Source organism: Thauera sp. GDN1 (genome assembly GCF_029223545.1).
Taxonomy (GTDB): domain Bacteria; phylum Pseudomonadota; class Gammaproteobacteria; order Burkholderiales; family Rhodocyclaceae; genus Thauera.
On record NZ_CP097870.1, the window covers coordinates 3,538,652 to 3,558,035 of the forward strand.

General features: G+C 69.9%; 21 protein-coding genes. 12 read left to right on the forward strand and 9 right to left on the reverse strand.

Going from position 1 to position 19,384, the window contains the following annotated elements:
- Positions 1 to 58 precede the first annotated feature (58 nt).
- Both ttcA and CKCBHOJB_RS16265 read left to right on the forward strand, forming a co-directional pair.
- Positions 59 to 1,012, forward strand: coding sequence for a tRNA 2-thiocytidine(32) synthetase TtcA (gene ttcA, locus CKCBHOJB_RS16260; RefSeq protein WP_281049708.1), 954 nt, complete (start codon positions 59 to 61; stop codon positions 1,010 to 1,012).
- A gap of 68 nt (positions 1,013 to 1,080) precedes the next feature.
- Positions 1,081 to 1,962: an FHA domain-containing protein gene (locus CKCBHOJB_RS16265; protein WP_281049709.1), complete on the forward strand. Its 882-nt coding sequence runs from the start codon at positions 1,081 to 1,083 to the stop codon at positions 1,960 to 1,962.
- Between the two features lie 72 nt (positions 1,963 to 2,034).
- Here the strand turns inward: CKCBHOJB_RS16265 and CKCBHOJB_RS16270 are convergent, their stop codons facing one another.
- Positions 2,035 to 2,568, reverse strand: a complete 534-nt coding sequence (locus tag CKCBHOJB_RS16270; protein ID WP_281049710.1) for a PsiF family protein — start codon at positions 2,566 to 2,568, stop codon at positions 2,035 to 2,037.
- Between the two features lie 42 nt (positions 2,569 to 2,610).
- Here CKCBHOJB_RS16270 and CKCBHOJB_RS16275 point away from each other — a divergent pair, with 42 nt between their 5' ends.
- From CKCBHOJB_RS16275 to CKCBHOJB_RS16285, 3 genes are all read left to right on the forward strand, one after another.
- Positions 2,611 to 3,012, forward strand: a complete 402-nt coding sequence (locus CKCBHOJB_RS16275; protein ID WP_281049711.1) for a DedA family protein — start codon at positions 2,611 to 2,613, stop codon at positions 3,010 to 3,012.
- A gap of 65 nt (positions 3,013 to 3,077) precedes the next feature.
- A complete protein-coding gene (locus CKCBHOJB_RS16280; protein ID WP_281049712.1) occupies positions 3,078 to 3,428 on the forward strand; it encodes a RidA family protein in 351 nt (116 codons plus the stop codon).
- A 157-nt stretch (positions 3,429 to 3,585) separates the two neighbouring features.
- Positions 3,586 to 7,464, forward strand: a complete 3,879-nt coding sequence (locus tag CKCBHOJB_RS16285) for a DUF3683 domain-containing protein (RefSeq protein ID WP_281049714.1) — start codon at positions 3,586 to 3,588, stop codon at positions 7,462 to 7,464.
- A gap of 86 nt (positions 7,465 to 7,550) precedes the next feature.
- Here the strand turns inward: CKCBHOJB_RS16285 and CKCBHOJB_RS16290 are convergent, their stop codons facing one another.
- The 4 genes from CKCBHOJB_RS16290 to pyrE all read right to left on the reverse strand — a co-directional run bounded on the left by CKCBHOJB_RS16290 (position 7,551) and on the right by pyrE (position 11,796).
- Positions 7,551 to 8,333 (reverse strand): NAD-dependent deacylase, encoded by a 783-nt coding sequence (locus tag CKCBHOJB_RS16290; RefSeq protein ID WP_281049715.1) that lies wholly within the window; start codon positions 8,331 to 8,333, stop codon positions 7,551 to 7,553.
- Positions 8,330 to 10,336, reverse strand: coding sequence for a molybdopterin oxidoreductase family protein (locus CKCBHOJB_RS16295; RefSeq protein ID WP_281051710.1), 2,007 nt, complete (start codon positions 10,334 to 10,336; stop codon positions 8,330 to 8,332). Before CKCBHOJB_RS16295 ends, CKCBHOJB_RS16290 begins: the two co-directional genes overlap by 4 nt.
- Positions 10,337 to 10,466: 130 nt before the next feature.
- Entirely contained in the window at positions 10,467 to 11,147 is a 681-nt protein-coding gene (locus tag CKCBHOJB_RS16300; RefSeq protein WP_281049716.1) for a hypothetical protein, read from the reverse strand.
- Complete coding sequence (pyrE, locus tag CKCBHOJB_RS16305; RefSeq protein ID WP_348634873.1) at positions 11,128 to 11,796, reverse strand: orotate phosphoribosyltransferase; 669 nt, start codon at positions 11,794 to 11,796, stop codon at positions 11,128 to 11,130. Before pyrE ends, CKCBHOJB_RS16300 begins: the two co-directional genes overlap by 20 nt.
- 16 nt (positions 11,797 to 11,812) lie before the next feature.
- Here pyrE and CKCBHOJB_RS16310 point away from each other — a divergent pair, with 16 nt between their 5' ends.
- Positions 11,813 to 12,595 (forward strand): exodeoxyribonuclease III, encoded by a 783-nt coding sequence (locus CKCBHOJB_RS16310; RefSeq protein ID WP_281049718.1) that lies wholly within the window; start codon positions 11,813 to 11,815, stop codon positions 12,593 to 12,595.
- A 39-nt stretch (positions 12,596 to 12,634) separates the two neighbouring features.
- Here the strand turns inward: CKCBHOJB_RS16310 and CKCBHOJB_RS16315 are convergent, their stop codons facing one another.
- The gene (locus CKCBHOJB_RS16315) at positions 12,635 to 13,129 is read right to left on the reverse strand and encodes a TlpA disulfide reductase family protein (protein ID WP_281049719.1); all 495 of its coding nucleotides are present in this window, start codon (positions 13,127 to 13,129) and stop codon (positions 12,635 to 12,637) included.
- A gap of 201 nt (positions 13,130 to 13,330) precedes the next feature.
- Between CKCBHOJB_RS16315 and CKCBHOJB_RS16320 the strand changes: the two genes are divergently transcribed.
- From CKCBHOJB_RS16320 to CKCBHOJB_RS16330, 3 genes are read left to right on the forward strand one after another with little or no spacing between them, the layout of a single operon-like run.
- Positions 13,331 to 13,642, forward strand: a complete 312-nt coding sequence (locus CKCBHOJB_RS16320; protein ID WP_281049720.1) for a YqjD family protein — start codon at positions 13,331 to 13,333, stop codon at positions 13,640 to 13,642.
- Positions 13,643 to 13,646: 4 nt separating this feature from the next.
- Positions 13,647 to 14,039 (forward strand): phage holin family protein, encoded by a 393-nt coding sequence (locus tag CKCBHOJB_RS16325; RefSeq protein ID WP_281049721.1) that lies wholly within the window; start codon positions 13,647 to 13,649, stop codon positions 14,037 to 14,039.
- A gap of 16 nt (positions 14,040 to 14,055) precedes the next feature.
- Positions 14,056 to 14,457 (forward strand): YqjK-like family protein, encoded by a 402-nt coding sequence (locus tag CKCBHOJB_RS16330; RefSeq protein WP_281049722.1) that lies wholly within the window; start codon positions 14,056 to 14,058, stop codon positions 14,455 to 14,457.
- Here the strand turns inward: CKCBHOJB_RS16330 and CKCBHOJB_RS16335 are convergent.
- A complete protein-coding gene (locus CKCBHOJB_RS16335) occupies positions 14,390 to 15,637 on the reverse strand; it encodes a uracil-xanthine permease family protein (protein WP_281049723.1) in 1,248 nt (415 codons plus the stop codon). The genes CKCBHOJB_RS16330 and CKCBHOJB_RS16335 overlap by 68 nt on opposite strands.
- 120 nt (positions 15,638 to 15,757) lie before the next feature.
- Positions 15,758 to 16,390, reverse strand: coding sequence for a uracil phosphoribosyltransferase (upp, locus tag CKCBHOJB_RS16340; protein WP_281049724.1), 633 nt, complete (start codon positions 16,388 to 16,390; stop codon positions 15,758 to 15,760).
- Between the two features lie 242 nt (positions 16,391 to 16,632).
- On the opposite strand from upp, the gene CKCBHOJB_RS16345 reads away from it, so the two are divergent.
- Together CKCBHOJB_RS16345 and CKCBHOJB_RS16350 are read left to right on the forward strand one after the other, a co-directional pair.
- Positions 16,633 to 17,190, forward strand: a complete 558-nt coding sequence (locus tag CKCBHOJB_RS16345; RefSeq protein ID WP_281049725.1) for a hypoxanthine-guanine phosphoribosyltransferase — start codon at positions 16,633 to 16,635, stop codon at positions 17,188 to 17,190.
- A 17-nt stretch (positions 17,191 to 17,207) separates the two neighbouring features.
- Entirely contained in the window at positions 17,208 to 17,555 is a 348-nt protein-coding gene (locus tag CKCBHOJB_RS16350) for a DUF1840 domain-containing protein (protein ID WP_281049727.1), read from the forward strand.
- A gap of 24 nt (positions 17,556 to 17,579) precedes the next feature.
- On the opposite strand, the gene CKCBHOJB_RS16355 is transcribed toward CKCBHOJB_RS16350, so the two are convergent.
- On the reverse strand, positions 17,580 to 18,755 hold the full coding sequence (locus tag CKCBHOJB_RS16355; RefSeq protein WP_281049728.1) for an alpha-hydroxy acid oxidase: 1,176 nt from the start codon (positions 18,753 to 18,755) through the stop codon (positions 17,580 to 17,582).
- A gap of 199 nt (positions 18,756 to 18,954) precedes the next feature.
- On the opposite strand from CKCBHOJB_RS16355, the gene CKCBHOJB_RS16360 reads away from it, so the two are divergent.
- Positions 18,955 to 19,365, forward strand: coding sequence for a putative zinc-binding protein (locus CKCBHOJB_RS16360; RefSeq protein ID WP_281049729.1), 411 nt, complete (start codon positions 18,955 to 18,957; stop codon positions 19,363 to 19,365).
- The last annotated feature ends 19 nt before the right edge of the window (positions 19,366 to 19,384 follow it).

Below are 19,384 nucleotides of genomic sequence, written 5' to 3' on the forward strand. Positions count from 1 at the left end.
ATGGGGGCGCCGGTTTCTGGGATAATCACGGCTTGATCCTTTCCGACGAGTCCCGACCGTGAGCGCAGTTTCCGCACCCGCCGACACCCTTTCGCCCGCCGAGGCCGCCGGCGACGCCCGCTTCTCGAACACCTTCCTGCGCCTGAAGAAGAAGCTCGAGCGCGGCGTCGGCGAGGCCATCGGCGACTACAACATGATCGGCGACGGCGACACCGTGATGGTGTGCGTCTCCGGCGGCAAGGACTCCTACACCCTGCTGTCCTGCCTGCTCGCGCTGCGCGAGCGCGCGCCGGTGGACTTCCGCATCGTGGCGATGAACCTCGACCAGAAGCAGCCCGGCTTCCCCGACCACGTGCTGCCGGCCTACTTCGAATCCATCGGCGTCGAGTACCGCATCGTCACCGAGGACACCTACTCGATCGTCAAGGACAAGATCCCCGAGGGCAAGACCACCTGCTCGCTGTGCTCGCGCCTGCGCCGCGGCATCATCTACCGCACCGCGACGGAGCTCGGCGCCACCCGCATCGCGCTCGGCCACCACCGCGACGACATGCTCGAGACCCTGTTCCTGAACATGTTCTTCGGCGGCAAGATCAAGGCCATGCCGCCCAAGCTGGTCAGCGACGACGGCAAGCACGTGGTGATCCGCCCGCTCGCCTACTGCACCGAGGCCGACATCGCCCGCTTCGCGCGCACGATGGACTTCCCCATCATCCCGTGCAACCTGTGCGGCTCGCAGGAGAACGCCCAGCGCAAGCAGATCAAGGCCATGCTGCAGGGTTGGGCGCGCGACTACCCGGGCCGCATCGAATCGCTCGCGACCGCGCTGAAGAACGTGGTGCCCTCGCATCTGGCCGATGCGCGCCTGTTCGACTTCGTCGGCCTGACGCAGCACACCGTGGTCGAGGAAGGCGACACCGCCTTCGACCCGGTCGAGCTGCCGGCCGCGCCGCGCGCCGAGACCGTACGCCTGATCCGACCGGGCGCGCTCGAGGACGAAGCGCGCGACTGAGGCCGGTGCCCCGCGCACCATGCGCGCCCTCCGCCACAACCACCACTGCGAAAACGGAACTGCCGTCGATGTCCGAGCGAAAGAATCTGTGCGTCCTCGTCGCCTTCCACCACGGGGACCAGCCCCTTGCCGACCGTATCGGTGAGGACGAGGCACGACATGCGGCGGAACGCTGCGCGAACCGGCTCGAGCGCGCGGTCGCCGCGCACGGCGGACGGATCCTGAGCGTCGACGCCGGCCGCACCGTGGCCGTGTTCGACAGCACCGACGCCGGCGTGCAGGCCGCGAGCGATGCCCTGCAGCGCATTCGCAACCTGCCCCCCTTGCGCGGCACACGCCAGCCGATTCGCCTCGGCCTGCACCACGGCACGGTGGAAAACCTGGAAACGGACGTCGCCGAAGCGACCGGCGAAGGCATCGACGTCGCCCGCCAGCTCGCCGGGCTGTGCGAGGACGAACGGGCCCTCGTCTCCGGTACGGTCGCGATGCTTGCCGGCAGTGCGAGCCGCGCGCAGATCAGCGCGCAAGCGCTGAGCGGCCCGAGCTGGACGAACCTCGGCTGGCTGGTGTTCGGGATCGGCCATCGCACCGACGGCGCAGCCTCGGCTCCACCCACGGCGCACCTGAGCCAGCGGCTGCGCGTCCGTCACCAGCAGGGCGTGCTGTTCGTCGACGAGTCGCGTCCGGTCGTGCTGCTCGGGCGCGAACGCGCCAATGACGTGACCATCATGGATCCGCGCGCATCACGCCAGCACGCCCGCATCGAATGCCGGCACGAGGGTTTCGTGCTGTTCGACCAGAGCACGAATGGCACCTATGTCGCGCTCGACGGCCAGGGCGAACACCACGTCAAGCAGGATCACCTGCTGCTGAGCGCCCCCGGCCGCATCGGCTGCGGCTTCTCGGCGGACGAGGTCGAACGCGACCTGGTGTTCTTCGACATCGTCTGAGCCCGCCAGCCGCCGTCGCCGACGGCCAGCGGGACAACCGGCGCCGGGCCCTGCGCCGGCGCCGGTCCTACCTCATCCCTTCAGACACTCGGCGATGAAGGCCTTGCGCTTGGCGCCGCGCAACGACTGCTCGGTCGCCGACTGGTTGCAGGCCTTCTCGCGCGTCTTGTCGCCCGATCCCTCCGCAACGGCGAGCTTGTCCGCCACGACCGCAGCCGCCGGCGCCACGCTGCCCGCAGTCGCCTTCGGCGCATCGCCGGCGGCGGCTGCAGGCGACGCGACCGCGGGTACGGGAACGGCCGCAGCCGATGCGCCCGCGGCGTCCTTCGCCGCGCCGCCATCGTGGCGGCCGCGCAGGCAGGTGCTCATGAACGCCTTGCGCTCATCCCCCTTCAGTGCCTGCTCCCTGGCCTCGGCATTGCAGCGCTTCATGCGTTCGTGCTGCGGATTGGCCCACGCCTGCGCGGGGCTGAGCGCGATCAGTGCAAGGGCGGCGGACATCGCGCCGATAATGGTCTTCATCGGAAATTCCCTCCATTCGTTTTTACGCAAAATGCGTACGACGATTTTCCATATGGCATTTGCACGCGTCAATCCTTTTGTCATTTCCAGAAATCCGGGAAAGAGCCCCGGCGGACGGCGAAGCGCATGCTGAACGACGATCTCTTCGCCCTCGGCGGCCTGGCGCTGTCCGCGTTCCTTGCCGCGACCGTGCTCCCCGGCGGCTCCGAAGCGGTGTTCGCCGGCCTGCTCGCACTGCGTCCGGAGCTCGGTCCGGCCGCGCTGGTGACGGCGACGGTGGCGAACACGGCCGGCGGCATGAGCACCTGGCTGCTCGGCCGCCTGCTGCCGCGCAAGGAGGCGACGCCGCGCCTGGCCACGGTGCAGCGCTGGGGCAGCGTCGCGCTGCTGCTGTCCTGGGTACCGGTGCTCGGCGATGCCCTGTGCGCGGCCGCCGGCGTGCTGCGCCTGAACTGGGCGGCCTGCCTGCTGTGGATGGCGGTCGGCAAGGGCCTGCGCTATGCCGCCATCGCCTGGGCCATGCACTGAGCCCCGCTGGACGCCGGGCGGCTGGCCTATACTCGCGCCCTCCCCGACCCTGCGCAGGAGCGCCCATGTCCGCAATCGAACGCCTCGGCGTCACCGCCCGCTACGCCGACGCCGTCATCCACAACGACGTGATCCACCTGGTCGAGGTCCCCGCCAGCAGCGGTGCCGACATCGGCGTGCAGACCCGGGAAGTGCTCGACAGCATCGAGCGCCAGCTGCGCGCGCTGGGCAGCGATCCCGCGCGCATCCTGATGGCCACCATCTACCTCACGGATCTCGCCGACTGCGCGGCGATGAACATGGTGTGGGACGCGTGGGTGCCGGCCGGGAGCGCGCCGGCGCGCGCCTGCGTGAAGGTCGCCGGCCTGGTCGATCCCGGCTGGCGGATCGAGATCGCGCTCACCGCGGCGCGCTGAAGCGCGCCGCCCACGGTCGCCGCAGCACCTGTGAACGCTCGTCCGAAGTGCGTTCCGCACGAATCCACAAGAACCTTAAGGTCTTGTTTTTTGCTGCATGGTGCACTGCGGTTCGCTAGAATGGACCTCTTCCCTGCAGCCGCTTCCCGGTAGTCCAATGAGCCAACGCCTGCGCGAGATCCCGTACAACTACACCTCGTTCTCCGACCGCGAGATCATCATCCGCCTGCTCGGAGCCGACGCCTGGGCGGTGCTCGACGAGCTGCGCACCGAGCGCGTCACCGGCCGCTCCGCGCGCATGCTGTACGAGGTGCTGGGCGACATCTGGGTGGTGCGCCGCAACCCCTACCTGGAAGACGACCTGCTCACCAGCCGCGAGCGCCGCGAGGCGCTGATCGGCGCGCTGCACCACCGCCTCAACGAGGTCGACAAGCGCCGCCAGGGCAACGACCGCGTCGCCATGCTGATCGCCCGCGGCCGCGAGGCGGTGTCGGATTTCGAGCGCTGGTTCGACGACACCGGGCGCCGGCGCAAGGCGGTGCTGAAGGCGCTGGCGAAACACACCCGCCGCGACAACGTCTGCTTCGACGGCCACGCCCGCGTCTCCCACGTCACCGACGCCACCGACTGGCGCGTCGAGTACCCCTTCGTCGTGCTCTACCCGGACACCGAGGACGAGATGGCGCCGCTGGTGCGCGAGTGCATCGCGCTCGGCCTGACCATCATCCCGCGCGGCGGCGGCACCGGCTACACCGGCGGCGCGGTACCGCTGGACGCCAATTCGGTGGTCATCAACACCGAGAAGCTGATCTCGATCGGCGCGGTCGAACCCATCGTACTGCCCGGCAGCGACGGCCCGATGGCCGCGCCCTACCCCACCATCCGCACCGGCGCCGGCGTGGTCACCGAGCGCGTGTCGGAAGCCGCGGCGCTCGCCGGCCGCGTGTTCGCGGTCGACCCGACCTCGGCCAGCGCGTCCTGCATCGGCGGCAACATCGCGATGAACGCCGGCGGCAAGAAGGCCGTGCTGTGGGGCACCGCGCTCGACAACCTGGCGTGGTGGAAGATGGTGACGCCCGACGGCAACTGGCTGGAAGTCGAGCGCCTCGACCACAACTTCGGCAAGATCCACGAGCAGGAGACGGTGCGCTTCCGCCTGCGCCGCTTCGACGGCCTCACCAACGCACCGCTCGGCGAGGAGGTCCTCGCCATGCCGGGCGCGGCCTGCCGCAAGGTCGGGCTGGGCAAGGACGTCACCGACAAGTTCCTCGGCGGCGTGCCGGGCGTGCAGAAGGAAGGCACCGACGGCCTGATCGTGGCCGCGCGCTGGGTGCTGCACAAGATGCCGCCGGTCACGCGCACGGTGTGCCTGGAGTTCTTCGGCCAGGTGCGCGAGGCGGTGCCGGCGATCGTCGAGATCACCGACTTCTTCAAGCCCGGCGGCGCCGGCCATGCCGCGGGCGTGCAGCTCGCCGGCCTCGAGCACCTCGACGAGCGCTACGTGAAGGCGGTCGGCTACGCTACCAAGGCGCGCCGCCACGGCCGTCCCAAGATGGTGCTGATCGGCGACATCGTCGGCCACGACGAGGACGCGGTGATGAAGGCCGCCTCCGAGGTCGTGCGCATGACCAACGCGCGCGGCTCCGAAGGCTTCATCGCGGTCAGCCCCGAGCAGAGGAAGCGCTTCTGGCTGGAGCGCTCGCGCACCGCGGCGATCTCGCGCCACACCAACGCGTTCAAGATCAACGAGGACGTGGTCATCCCGCTGCCGCGCATGGGCGAGTACTGCGACGGCATCGAGCGCATCAACATCGAGCTCTCGCTGCAGAACAAGATCGCGCTGTGCGACGCGCTGTGCGAGTTCCTGCAGGGCGAGCTGCCGCTCGACGTCAAGGACGAGGTGGTCGACCGCGACGCCCTGCTCGCCGACCACCGCGCCCAGGCCCTGGAACAAGTCGCCGGCGTGCGCCGGCGCTGGCAGTGGCTGCTCGACCATCTCGACCTGCCGCTGGCCGCGGCCGAGGCGCAGTTCGCCGACTACGGCGTCCGTGCCGGCGAGCTCTCCAACCGCACCGTCGATCCGACCCTGTTCCACCGCCTGCAGGACTACTCGATCCGGGTGTCGTGGAAGGAGGAGCTGCGCCCGCTGCTCGAGCAGACCTTCGACGGCGCGCTGTTCGCCCGCATCCTCGCGCGCATCGCCGAGATCCACCGCGAGGTGCTGCGCGGGCGCGTGTTCGTCGCCCTGCACATGCACGCCGGCGACGGCAACGTGCACACCAACCTGCCGGTCAACTCCGACCACTACGAGATGCTGCAGACCGCCAACCGCGCGGTCGACCGCATCATGGCGCTGGCGCGCAGCCTGGACGGCGTGATCTCCGGCGAGCACGGCATCGGCATCACCAAGCTCGACTATCTCACCGACGACGAGATGGCCAACTTCTGGGCCTACAAGGAGAAGGTCGACCCCGAAGGCCGCTTCAACCGCGGCAAGCTGATGCGCAAGGGCCCGATCCGCGGCAACCTCGACAACGCCTACACCCCCAGCTTCAACCTGATGGGCCACGAGTCCATCATCATGGAGCAGACCGACGTCGGCGACATCGCCCACGACATCAAGGACTGCCTGCGCTGCGGCAAGTGCAAGCCGGTGTGCTCGACCCACGTGCCGCGCGCCAACCTGCTGTACAGCCCGCGCAACAAGATCCTCAGCACCTCGCTGCTGATCGAGGCCTTCCTGTACGAGGAGCAGACCCGGCGCGGCGTTTCACTGGCGCACTGGGCCGAGTTCGAGGACGTGGCCGACCACTGCACGATCTGCCACAAGTGCGAGAAGCCCTGTCCGGTGGACATCGACTTCGGCGACGTGTCGATCAAGATGCGCAACCTGCTGCGCAAGCAGGGCAAGAAGTCGTTCAACCCGGGCAAGGCCGCGGCGATGGCCTTCCTGACCGTCAAGGATCCGGCAACCATCAAGGCGATGCGGGTCGGCATGATGGACTGGGGCTACAAGGCCCAGCGCTGGGCGCACGAGATGGGCAAGAAGTTCGGCCTCATCCAGCCGCAGGTGAAGGCGCCGCCGGCCACGCTCGGCAAGGCGCCGATCAAGGCCCAGGTGATCCACTTCATCAACAAGCCGATGCCCGGCAACCTGCCCAAGAAGACCAGCCGCGCCCTGCTCGACATCGAGGACGACAAGGTCATCCCGGTGATCCGCGACCCGCAGAAGGCCAACGGCGATTCGGAGGCGGTGTTCTACTTCCCGGGCTGCGGCTCGGAGCGCCTGTTCAGCCAGGTCGGCCTGGCCACTCAGGCCATGCTCTACCACGTCGGCGCGCAGACCGTGCTGCCGCCGGGCTACCTGTGCTGCGGCTATCCGCAGACCGCCGCCGGCGAGGAGGACAAGGGCCAGAAGATCACCACCGACAACCGCGTGCTCTTCCACCGCGTCGCCAACACGCTGAACTATCTCGACATCAAGACCGTGATCGTGTCCTGCGGCACCTGCATGGACCAGCTGCAGAAGTACGAATTCGAGAAGATCTTCCCCGGCTGCCGCCTGCTCGACATCCACGAGTACCTGATGGAGAAGGGCGTGAAGCTGGAGGGCGTCGGCGGCGTCAAGTACATGTACCACGAACCCTGCCACACGCCGATGAAGCAGTACCAGGGCATCAAGGTGGCCAACGAGCTGATGGGCACGCGCGTCGACCTGTCGGAGCGCTGCTGCGGCGAATCGGGCACGCTCGCGGTCGCGCGCCCCGACATCTCCACCCAGGTGCGCTTCCGCAAGCAGGAAGAGATCGAGAAGGGTGCAGCGGCCTTGCGCGAGGGCGACGCCAGCGTCAAGGTGAAGATGCTGACCTCCTGCCCGAGCTGCCTGCAGGGCATGCACCGCTACGCCAACGACGCCGGCGGCGTGGAGCCCGACTACATCGTGGTCGAGCTGGCGAGGCACCTGCTGGGCGAGAACTGGCTGCCGGACTACGTCGCCAAGGCCAACAGCGGCGGCATCGAGCGCGTGCTGCTGTAAGCGCGGCGACGCGCACGAACGACGGGCCGGGGCGCGCTGCGCCTGCGGCCCGTTTTCCTTTCCGGCGCCCGGAGGCGGGCGCGCCCTCAGTCCTCGGCCGGGTCGCGCGGATGCATGCGCTGCCACAGCTCCGGCAGCGCCTCTGCGGCACACATGCGCAGGCGCCAGTCGACGAGGCCGCTCACCATGGTGTCGCCCGGGTTGATCTCCACCGTCGACAGCCCCTGGCGCGCGGCCCACACCACCGGCCCGGCGATGTAGGGAAACACGCTGGTGGTGCCGATCGACACCACCGCATCCACCCCGCGCTCGAGCACGGCCTCGAGGCGCTCGAGCGCATGCTCCGGCAGCGCCTCGCCGAACAGCACCACCTCCGGACGCATGATGCCGCCGCACTGCGGACACTCGGGCGGGATCTGGAGGCCGGCGTAGTCGTGCACCTTGCGCCCGTGATGGCAGGCCATGCAGTGCAGGCGATGCACGGTGCCATGGATCTCGATGACGTTGCGCGAGCCGGCCGCGCGATGCAGGCCGTCGACGTTCTGCGTCAGCACGCAGACCATCTCCTTCTCCTGCTCGAGCGCGGCAATCAGCCGATGCGCGGCGTTCGGCCGCGCGCCGCGGCAGCTTGCCTCGATCTCGGCGATGTAGCGCCAGGCGATCTCGGGCCGGGTCGCCATCATCTCGCCGGACAGCGCCTCCTCGATCGACAGGCCGTCCTCGGTCAGGCGCTCGTGATAGAGGCCGCCGATGCCGCGGTAGGTCGGCAGGCCGGAGTCGACCGAGATGCCCGCCCCGGTCACGAACAGGATGCGCTGCGCGCGCGCGAGGATGGCCGCCACCGCGTCCAGCGCCTGGGCTTGCGTCATGCTGCGCCGACCTCGACCAGGCAGTCGTAGAAGATCGGTCCGCCGCCCATGTCGGTGGCCGCGGGCGAGGTCACCGCGTTGGCGTTGCGGCCGCCCTCGCACAGCTTGGGCCACCACACCGAGGGCGCGCACACCACGCCGGGGCGCACGTCCCGGGTCACCACCGCGCGCGCGATGAATTCGCCGCGATCGTTGTGGATGCGCAGGCGCGCGCCCTCGACGATGCCACGCGTCGCGGCGTCGTCGGGATGGATCTGCAGCGTCGGCCCGCCTTCTGCGTCCACGAAGCGCGGCAGGTTTGCGAAGCTGGAATTGAGGAAATTGCGCGCCGGCGGGCTGATCAGCGCCAGCGGGTAGCGCGCCGCCAGCGTGAGGTTGCTGACCACCGACTCGGCCGGCGGATGCCAGGCGGGCAGCGGATCGTGGCCCTCGCGGGCGAGCGACTCGGAGAAGAACTCGCACTTGCCCGAGGGCGTGCGGAAGCCGCCTTCGGCGAAGGGCGCGAACGGCTGCGGCAGCGCGAGCCGCGCCCAGCCCTGCGCCTGCAGCCCGGCAGCGAGCCCTTCGGCACGCGCATCGCCGGCACGGAAGGCCGCGGCGGCGATCGCCTCGTCGGACTCGTACAGCGCCGGATGCCCGAAGCCGAGCCGGCGCGCGAGCGCGCGGAACACCTCGGTGTTCGATCGCGCCTCGCCGAGCGGCGCGATTGCCGGACGGTTGTCCACCGCGTAGACATGGCCGTAGGTGGTGTGCACGTCGCGGTGCTCGAGCTGGCTGGTCGCCGGCAGCAGGATGTCGGCGTAGTCGGCGGTATCGGTCTGGAACTGCTCGTGCACCACGCAGAACAGGTCCTCGCGCGCGAAGCCGGCGCGCACCCGGTTGCCGTCCGGCGCCACCGCGACCGGGTTGGAGTTGTAGACGTGGATGGCGCGCACCGGCGGGTCGCGGGTCTCCAGCAGCACCTCGCCGATGAAGGCCATGTTGAGCGTGCGCGGCGGAAAGCGCCCGGCGTCGGGATAGAGGTCGGGGCGCTGCAGCGTCCGGCCATCCACCGGGAAGTTGCCCGAGGTGGACAGCAGTGCGCCGCAGCCCGCGTACCGCCAGGCGCCGGTGAGCGCCGGCAGGCAGGCGACGTTGCGCACCGCCATGCCGCCACCGGCACAGCGGTTGAGGCCGTAGTTGAGGCGGATCAGGCTGTGCGGCCTGCGCCCGTATTCGAGCGCCAGCGCGCGGATCTGCGCCGCGTCCAGCCCGGTTAGCGGCGCCGCCCATTCCGGCGTGAAGCCGCGCACATGTTCCGCGAGCGCCTCGAAGCCCAGGGTGTGGCGGGCGATGTAGTCGTGGTCGAGCAGCTGGTGCTCGATCAGCACCTGCATCATCGCCAGCGCCAGCGCGCCGTCGGTGCCGGGCAGCGGGGCGAGGTGCTGGTCGCATTTCGCCGCGGTCTCGCTGCGCCGCGGGTCGATGCACACCAGCTTCGCGCCACGGCGCTTCGCCTCCTGCAGGTAGCGCCAGCCGTGCAGGTTGGACACCACCGGGTTGCCGCCCCAGACCAGGATCAGGCGCGCCGCGGCCACCGCCTCCGGATCGGCGCCGACCATCGCCCCCACGGTGGCCTTCCAGCCGTGCGCACCGGCCGCGGCGCAGATCGTGCGATCGAGCAGCGAGGCGCCAAGACGATGGAAGAAGCGCCGGTCCAGGCTCTCGCCCTGCACCAGACCCATGGTCCCGGCGTAGCTGTAGGGCAGGATCGCGCGCGGATCCTCGGCGGCGATCTCGCGGTACTTCGCGGCGATGGTGTCGAGCGCCTCGTCCCAGGAGATGCGCTCGAAACGCCCCTCGCCCTTGCGGCCGACGCGCTTCATCGGATGGAGCAGGCGCTGGTCGGAATAGACGCGCTCGAGGTAGTGCGCGACCTTGGTGCACAGCGCACCCTTGGTGAAGGGCATGTCGGCGGCGCCGCGGATCTTCACCGCGCGCCCGCCGGCGACGGTGACCTCCATCGCGCAGGTGTCGGGGCAGTCGTGCGGGCAGGCGGCGCGCACGCGCGTTTCGGCACGGCCGCGGGCGATCGTCGGGTCCTGGTCGCTCATCGTGCGGAGAGGGGGCGCCGGTTACCGGGAGCGCCCCGGTTCAGCGCCGCTCCGGTGCCGCGCCGGCCGCCTCGGCCCTGCCGCCCGCGGTGAGTTCCTGGTAGCGGCGACGGTGCTCCTGGAAGCGCTCGACCACCGCGCCGCGTTCGCGCAGCTTGGCAGCGATGATCGACGACTGCGCGGCGATCTCGCTGTCGAGCACGCCGATGTCGGCCTCGAGGCTGGCGGCCACTTCGCTGTTGTCGGTATGCGTGGCCTCGGAGATCAGCGCCTGCTGGCGCTCGATCAGCTCGCTTTCGCGTCCGCGCAGCACGCGGATGCTGCGGTCGAGTTCGCGCAGCTCGCGGTCTCGACGGGCGTCGAGATCTTCCAGGCTGCGGTAGGTCTCGAGCAGGGCCTGATCGAGGCGCTGCTGGCGGGCGCGATCCGCTTCCGCCGCGCGCCGCTCGCGCTCGACGGCGGCGCGCTCGGCAATCTCTTCCGGCGTGAGCGGGGCCGCCACCGTACGACGCAGCACGCCCGAGGGACTCATCTCGCGGTAGGCGCGGCCGTAGCAGGCCGCCGGCAGGATGTCGCCGCATACCGGCTGGCCGCCGACGTCACAGCAGTAGATCGCGCGGCTACCGCCCTGTGCCTGCGCGTGCGCGACAAGGGGCAGTACGCCGAGCACGGCCGCGCAGGCGAGCGCGGCGAGACCGGATTCAGCTTGCGGAAATCCCATACTGCTCCCGATAGGCCCTGACCGCGTCGAGGTTGGCGGCCAGCTCCGGACTGTCGGCGAGGTAGCCGATCAGATCCTCGAGCGTGGCGACCGCGATCACCGGGATGCCGAAGCTCTCCCTCACCTCCTGCACCGCCGACAGCGCGCCCTTGCCTCGCTCCATGCGGTCCAGCGCGATGACGACGCCGGCCGGCGTGGCGCCCGCGGCACGGATCAGCTCGACCGATTCGCGCACCGAGGTGCCGGCGGAGATGACGTCGTCGAGGATCAGCACCCGGCCCTCGAGCGGCGCGCCGATCAGCGTGCCGCCCTCGCCGTGGTCCTTGGCTTCCTTGCGGTTGAAGGCGAAGGGCAGGTCCACGCCGTCCTCGGCGAGGCGGATCGCGGTGCCGGCGACGAGCGGGATGCCCTTGTAGGCCGGCCCGAACAGCATGTCGCAGGCCACGCCCGAGGCGCGGATCGCGCGCGCGTAGTAGCCGCACAGCTCGCGGAAGGATGCGCCGTCGTCGAACAGGCCGGCATTGAAGAAGTACGGGGAATTGCGCCCCGCCTTGGTCACGAACGCGCCGAAGCGCAGTACGCCCTTGCGGCACGCGAGGGCGATGAAATCCCGGCTAAAATCCACGGCTTTTGGGCTGCCTGGCAGCATAATCTGGAAGCCGTCCATGTTACGCATCATCTCCCTCAACCTCAACGGCATCCGCTCGGCCTGCCGCAAGGGCCTGCTCGACTGGCTGCCCGCCCAGAACGCGGATTTCGTCTGCGTGCAGGAGCTCAAGGCCCAGGCCGGCGACCTCGACGAGGCCATGCGCGCGCCGGCCGGCCTGCAGGGCTGGTTCCATCATGCCGAGAAGAAGGGCTACAGCGGGGTCGGCATCTACAGCCGGCATGCGCCCGACCGCGTGGTCGAGGGCCTGGGCATCGCCGACATCGACGCCGAGGGGCGCTTCCTGCAACTCGACTTCGGCAGGCTGTCGGTGGTGTCGCTGTACCTGCCCTCCGGCTCCAGTTCGGAAGAGCGCCAGCAGGTGAAGTTCGAGTTCATGGACCGCTTCCTGCCCCACATGGACCAGCTCTACCAGAGCGGCCAGGAGGTAGTGGTGTGCGGCGACTGGAACATCGCCCATCGCGAGGCCGACCTCAAGAACTGGAAGTCGAACCAGAAGAACTCCGGCTTCCTGCCCGAGGAACGCGCCTGGCTCAGCCGCCTGTTCGACGAGCAGGGCTGGATCGACGTCTATCGCCGACTGCACCCGGAGGCCACCGACGCCTGCTACACATGGTGGTCGAACCGCGGCCAGGCATGGGCGAAGAACGTGGGCTGGCGGCTCGACTACCAGATCGCCACGCCGGGGCTGGCGGACGCGGCGCGCGCCGCGGCGGTGTACAAGGAACAGCGCTTCTCCGATCACGCGCCGCTGACGGTGGATTACGACTGGACGCCGTGAGCAGCGGAGAGGGGCAGGCCGCCGCAGCGCGTGCGCCGTTCACTTCAGCAGGGTCTGCGTCGCCGCCGCCAGGTCGTCGGCGCGCACGATCCCGAGCTTGCTGCCCACCGCCTTGCCGTCGCGACCGATATAGACCGTGAACGGCACGCCGCCCTGCGCGTTGCCCAGCGCCTTCATCAGCGGAATGCCCTGCTTCGCCGCCAGCACCACCGGATAGCGCATGTCCTGGGCGGTGGCGAACTCGCGCACGCCCTCGACCTGGCTCTCCAGCGCGACGCCGACCACCTCGATCCCGCCCTCGCCCTGGGCATCGCGCAGGCGCACGAGCTCGGGGATCTCCTCACGGCAGGGGGCGCACCAGCGCGCCCAGAAGTTCACGATGAGCGGACGGCCGCGGAACTGCGCCATCGCCACCGGCTCGCCGTCCAGGCCGGTGAGCTGCGCGGCGAAGAAGGCTTCGGTGTCGATGCCCCCGGCGGCCTGCGAACTCATTGCGAAACCGAGGCCGAGCACGGCAACGAGCTTCCTGATCATGACGACGGCTCCTTGAATGCGATGGGCGGGATTGTGCCAAGCATTGCGACAGACCACATCGACCGCGATCAATTCAACGCGTGACCGAAAAGGCCGCGGGATCGCATCTGCTTACGCCGCGTGAATTGCCATCCCCCGGCACTGGGGGTAGCCTTTGCCGTGGATCGCATCCGTTTTCCGCCAACCAACCGGAGAAGAACCATGAGCACGACCACCCACCCGTCCAAGGACAAGCTCGTCGACGACCTCAAGCTGCTGATCTCGGACGCGGAAGAGCTGCTCAAGCTCACCGCCGACCAGCAGGGCGGCAAGCTCGACGACCTGCGCGCGCGCATCAACAGCCGCGTGGCCGTGGCCAAGGATCGCCTCGCCGACGCCGAGGCGGCGATCGTCGACAGCGGCAAGAAGGCCGTGCGCGCCACCGACGACTACGTGCACGAGAATCCCTGGCAGTCGGTCGGCGTCGCCGCCGGTGTGGCCTTCCTGCTCGGCCTGCTGGTCAGCCGCCGCTGATTCGATGAGCGAGGAATCCGGGACGCCCAGGCCGCGTCTGGCCGAAAGCCTGCACGGCATCGTCGATGCCGGACTGCAGACGGTGCAGACGCGGCTGGAACTGCTGGCGGTAGAGCTCCAGGAGGAAAAGCTCCGCCTCAGCGGCCTCGCGCTCAACACCGTGCTGGCCGGGCTGCTGCTCGGCTTCGGCCTGGTGTTCCTGATGGTGTTCCTGACCGTGCTGTTCTGGGACGAGCACCGTCTGCTCGCGCTCGGGATTTCCACTGCGGTCTGCCTGGTCGGCGGGCTGCTCGCGGCGAGCAACGCCGCGCGCGCGTTCCGCAGCGGCACCAGGCTGTTCTCCGCCAGCCTCGCCGAACTCGCACGCGACCGCGCAGCGCTGCGCAAGCCCGACTGAAGGCGGCGACACCGGCATGGATTCCCGCCAGATCGATCTCGCGCTGCGCAAGCAGAAGCTGCAACTGCGCGCCGAAGCCCAGCGCGCCGACATGACGCGACGACTCTCGGGCATCGACGGCGCGCTCGACCGCGTCGATACGCTGCGCGAGCACCTGGCGTGGGCGAAGGACAAGATTCCGCTGCTGTCGGTCGCGCTGCTCGCCGTGGTGGCCGCCAGGCCGCGGTTCGCACTGCGCCTCGCCAAGCGCGCCTGGGTGGGCTGGCTGCTGGTCCGCCAGGCACGCGGCGGCAGGTTGTCTGCGCTGCTGCCCACCGCCATCCCGCTGCTGCGCGGGCTGCTCGCGCTGGTCAGGCGCCGGCTCGAGTCTTCGGCAGGATCAGGTTCAGCAGCACCGCGACGACGGCGCACAGGCTGACGCCCTGCAGGGTCAGGCCGTCGAAGTTCAGCGCCAGGCCGCCGATCCCCATCACCAGCACCGAGGACACGATCACCAGGTTGCGCGGCTCTTCCAGATCGACGCGCGCCTTGATCAGCGTGTTCATGCCCACGCTCGCCACCGAGCCGAACATCAGCATCATGATGCCGCCCATCACCGGCACCGGGATCGACGCCAGCAGCGCATTGAACTTGCCGAAGAAGGCGAGGATCACCGCCAGCACCGCCGCCCAGGTCATGATCGCCGGGTTGTAGTTCTTCGTCAGCGTGACCGCGCCGGTCACTTCCGAATAGGTGGTGATCGGCGGGCCGCCGACCAGGCCGGCGAACAACACCCCGGCCCCGTCGCCAACGAGCGTGCGGTGCAGGCCGGGCTTCTCGGTGTAGTCCTTGCCGGTCACCCCGCCGATCGCCAGCACGTCGCCGACGTGCTCGATCACCGGCGCCAGCGCCACCGGCAGCATGAACAGCACGGCCGCGAGCTCGAAGCTCGGGGTCACGAACTGCGGCAGCACGAACCACGGCGCGGCGCCCACCGCGGCGAAATCCACCAGCCCGAACAGGATCGCCGCCAGGTAGCCGGCCGCCACCCCGCACAGGATCGGCACCAGCTTCAGAAAGCCGCGCGCGAACACCGCGACCAGCACCGTGGTGCCGAAGGCGATGGCGGCGACGGTCAGCGCGGTGGCGTAGGGCACGAGCTCGATCTTGCCGTCGCCGCTGCGTCCCATCGCCATGTTCACGCCCACCGCGGCCAGCGAAAGGCCGATGATCATGATGATCGGCCCCACCACCACCGGCGGCATGTAGCGGTGCACGATCTCGGCGCCGTGCTTCCACACCAGGCCGGCAAAGGCGAAGTACATCAGCGACACGCAGGCGAGCGCGCCCATCGTGGCCGGCACGCCCCAGGTCTGGATGCTGAAGATGATCGGCGCGATGAAGGCGAAGCTGGAGCCGAGGAAGATCGGCACCTGGCGTCCGGTGACGAGCTGGAACAGCAGCGTGCCGACCCCGGCACCGAGCAGCGCGAGCGCGGGGTTCAGCCCGGTGAGCAGCGGCACCAGCACTAGCGCGCCGAAGGCGACGAACAGGATCTGGGCGCCGGAGATCGCCTGCCGCCACATGGGCTCGGCAGACTGGATGGGGATTTCACGCATGAAGGCTCTCCGCCGGAGGTTCGCGGTCGCAGCACCGCGCAGCCGGCATGGTTGTCATTATCGATGAAGCGGTGATGACGCGACGGCGGCAGCGGGCACGCACCCGCCGTCGCCGCGCGATCAGTTGTGGCGGGTGCCGAAGATCTTGTCGCCGGCGTCGCCCAGGCCGGGGATGATGTAGCCGTGCTCGTTGAGGTGGCTGTCGATGCTCGCGGTGTAGATGTCGACGTCGGGGTGCTTGTCGTTCATCAGCGCGATGCCCTCGGGCGCTGCCACCAGCACCAGCGCGCGCACGTGGGCGCAGCCCTTGCGCTTGAGCATGTCCACGGTGGCGACCATCGAGCCGCCGGTGGCCAGCATCGGATCGATGATCAGCGCCATGCGCTCCTCGAGCTGGCCGACGAACTTCTCGAAGTACGGCACCGGCTGCAGCGTCTCCTCGTCGCGGGCGATGCCGACCACGCTGACCTTGGCGCTCGGCACCATGTCGAGCACGCCGTCGAGCATGCCCAGCCCGGCGCGCAGGATCGGCACCACGGTGACCTTCTTGCCCTTGATCTGCTCGATCTCGACCGGCCCCGCCCAGCCCCGGATCTCGACCGTCTCGAGCGGGAAGTCCTTGCACGCCTCGTAGGCCAGCAGGCGGGCGATCTCGGCGGTGAGCTCGCGGAATTTCTTGGTGCTGATGTCGCCCTCGCGCATCAGGCCGATCTTGTGGCGGACGAGCGGGTGGCGGATCTCATGGATGGGCATGGCGGTTTCCGGGCGGCGGGACGAAGACCCGCCTCTTTTACCGCGCCGCCGGTCCGCACACAAGCGCACAAACCACAGCCCGCGGCATCGCGGCGACGCACACGTGCGCATTCGCGGGCGAGTCTGCGCCCACGGCGCCTTCGTGCAATTGTCGCGCTCCCGCGATGTCGGCGCCCGCCAGGGATCGGCGCTAGAATGTCGCGTCCGAAAACGCACCGGGCCCGTGCCCGCAGCCCATCGACATGTCCCTGAACCTGGAAGAAATCAAGCGCGCTCGCGACGAGGCGGACTGCCTCGCCGACGCCTCCACCGTGGAAGCGGCGCTCGACCGCATGGCGGCCGAGATCACCGCCCGCCTCGCCGACGCCAACCCGCTGGTCTATGCGGTGATGAACGGCGGTCTGATCCTCGCCGGCCGCATCCTGCCGCGCCTGCCCTTCCCGCTGGAGGTCGCCTACCTGCACGCCAGCCGCTACGGCCACGCGCTGCAGGGCACCCTGCTCGACTGGCGGGTTCGTCCCACCCAGGACCTGCGCGGACGCACGGTGCTGGTGCTCGACGACATCCTCGACGAGGGCCACACCCTGAAGGCGATCATCGAGCACCTGAAGGAAGAAGGCGCCGCCGAGGTGCTGTCCGCGGTGCTGGTGCACAAGCTGCACGAGCGCAAGGCCGAACCCGGCATGCGCGCCGACTTCTCCGGCCTCGACATCCCCGACCGCTTCCTGTTCGGCTGCGGCATGGACTACAAGGGCTACTGGCGCAACGCGCCCGGCATCTACGCGGTCAAGGGACTCTAAGCACAGGAGGCATCGCCATGCTCGTCACCTTCAAATCCCACGCCAGCGCGGACGTCATCATGCTCGGCGACGCCGCCAAGAAGCTGATCGCCATCCTCGGCAAGGACCCGCACGGCGCCCAGGGCATCATCACCGCCCAGCAGTTGCCCGAGGCGATCGCCCGCCTGAAGGCTGCCATCGAGGAAGACCGCGCCCGCCAGGCCGAGCTCGAGCGCCGGCGTACCGAGGCCGACGAGGCCGCCGACAAGGAAGCCGGTCGCACCGGGATGGCCGCTCCGGTCAGCCTCGCCCAGCGCGCCTGGCCGCTGCTGAACATGCTGGAGGAGTCGCTGCGCGAGGAAACACCGGTGGTCTGGGGCGTCTGAGCGCCGCCTCCCCGGCACCGTCCTTCAGCCGCGACCGACGAAGCGGTCGTCGACCTCCGCCATGCGCACGCAGCCGATCAGGCCCAGCGTGCGCTCCATCTCGCTGCGCAAAATCTCCAGCGCGCGCGCCGCGCCGGCCGCACCGGCCGCGGCCAGCCCGTACAGCGTCGCCCGCCCCGACATCGCCGCGTCCGCACCGAGCGCGCGCGCCTTGACGAAATCGCTGCCGCGACGAAAGCCGCTGTCGACGATCACCGTCATCTCGGCCCCCACCGCCTGGCGCACCGCGGCCAGGGTCTCGATCGGCGCCGGCGCGCCGTCGAGCTGGCGCCCGCCGTGGTTGCTCACCACCACGCCGTCGGCCCCCGCCTCCCGCGCGCGCAGCGCATCCTCGGGCAGCAGCACGCCCTTCACCAGCAGCTTGCGCGGCCACAGCTCGCGCAGGCGGCGCAGGTCGTCCCAGGTGAGCGAGGTGTCCATCTGCGCGGCGAGGAAGGCCGCGGCGTTCCTCGCGCTGTCCATGCCCGGCGGCAGGAAGTCGCCGAGGTTGCGGAAGCGCGGCATGCCGTGCGGCACCAGCACGTCGAGGATCCAGCGCGGATGCAAGGCGAGGTCGAACAGGTTGCGCGCGGTGAGCTTCATCGGCGCGCGGTAGTTGCGGCGGTCCCACTCGCGGTTGCCGAACACCGAGGCGTCGGTGGTCAGCACGATCGCCTCGCAGCCGGCGCGCTCGGCGCGCTTCACCACCGCGGCGAGGTTGTCGCGGTCCTTGAAGGGATAGATCTGCATCCAGTGGCGCACGCCGGTGGCGGCGATCTCCTCAAGCGCCACCGTAGACACCATGCTCTGGCAGAACGGGATGCCGGCGGCGCGCGCGGCCTCGGCGAGCACGCGGTCGCCCTCGTGGCTCAGCAGGCCGTTGAAGCCGGTGGGCGCGATGATCGCCGGCAGCGCGCTGTCCTGCCCGAACAGCGGCACGGCGAGCTCGCGCCGCGACACGTCCACCAGGGTGCGCGGCAGCAGCAGGATGTCGTCGAGCGCGCGGCGGTTGCGCGCCAGGCTCAGCTCGTCGTCGGCGCCGCCTTCGAGGTATTCGAGGCAGAAATTCGGCAGGCGCCGCGCCGCCATGCTGCGCAGCTCGGCGATGCTGTGGGCGCGCGCGGGGTCGCGGCCGCGGTAATGCTGTCGTCGGGGAAACACGGTCGATTCTTCAAGCCGGAGTGGCGATCGGGCATCCGCGGCGGGATCGGCCGCCGCGCCCGGATCGGAAGCGGGATTGTACCCGCCGCCCCGCAGCCGTCTGCAGATCGAACTCGAAACGGCGCCCCGTCGCTTCCTGCACGCGGCGGGCGGGCGTAGACTGTTCGGCCCAATGCAAGGACACATCGAGGACCCCGCCATGGCCGGCCGCAAGAAGAACCTGCCGCTCGTCTATTCCTGTTCGGGCTGCTCGAGCGCGGCGCAGATGGCCAACCATGTCGCGCTGCGCCTGGACCGCGAGGGCGAGGCGGAGATGTCATGCATCGCCGGCGTGGGCGGCAACGTGCCCCATCTGGTGAAGATCGCGCGCTCCGGCCGCCCCATCCTCGCCCTCGACGGCTGCGCGCTCGAATGCACGCGCAGCAGCCTCGCCCAGCGCGGGGTCGCACCCGCCGTTCACCTGCTGCTCAGCGAGCAGGGGGTCAGGAAGCGCTATGCGAGCGACTTCGATCCCGCGGAGGCCGAACAGGTGCTCGCCCAGGCGCGCACGGAAGTCCGCAGGCTGCAGCAGGCGATGCAACGCACCGAACCTCCCGCCGCAGCGGACTGATCGCCCCGCTCCACCGCCG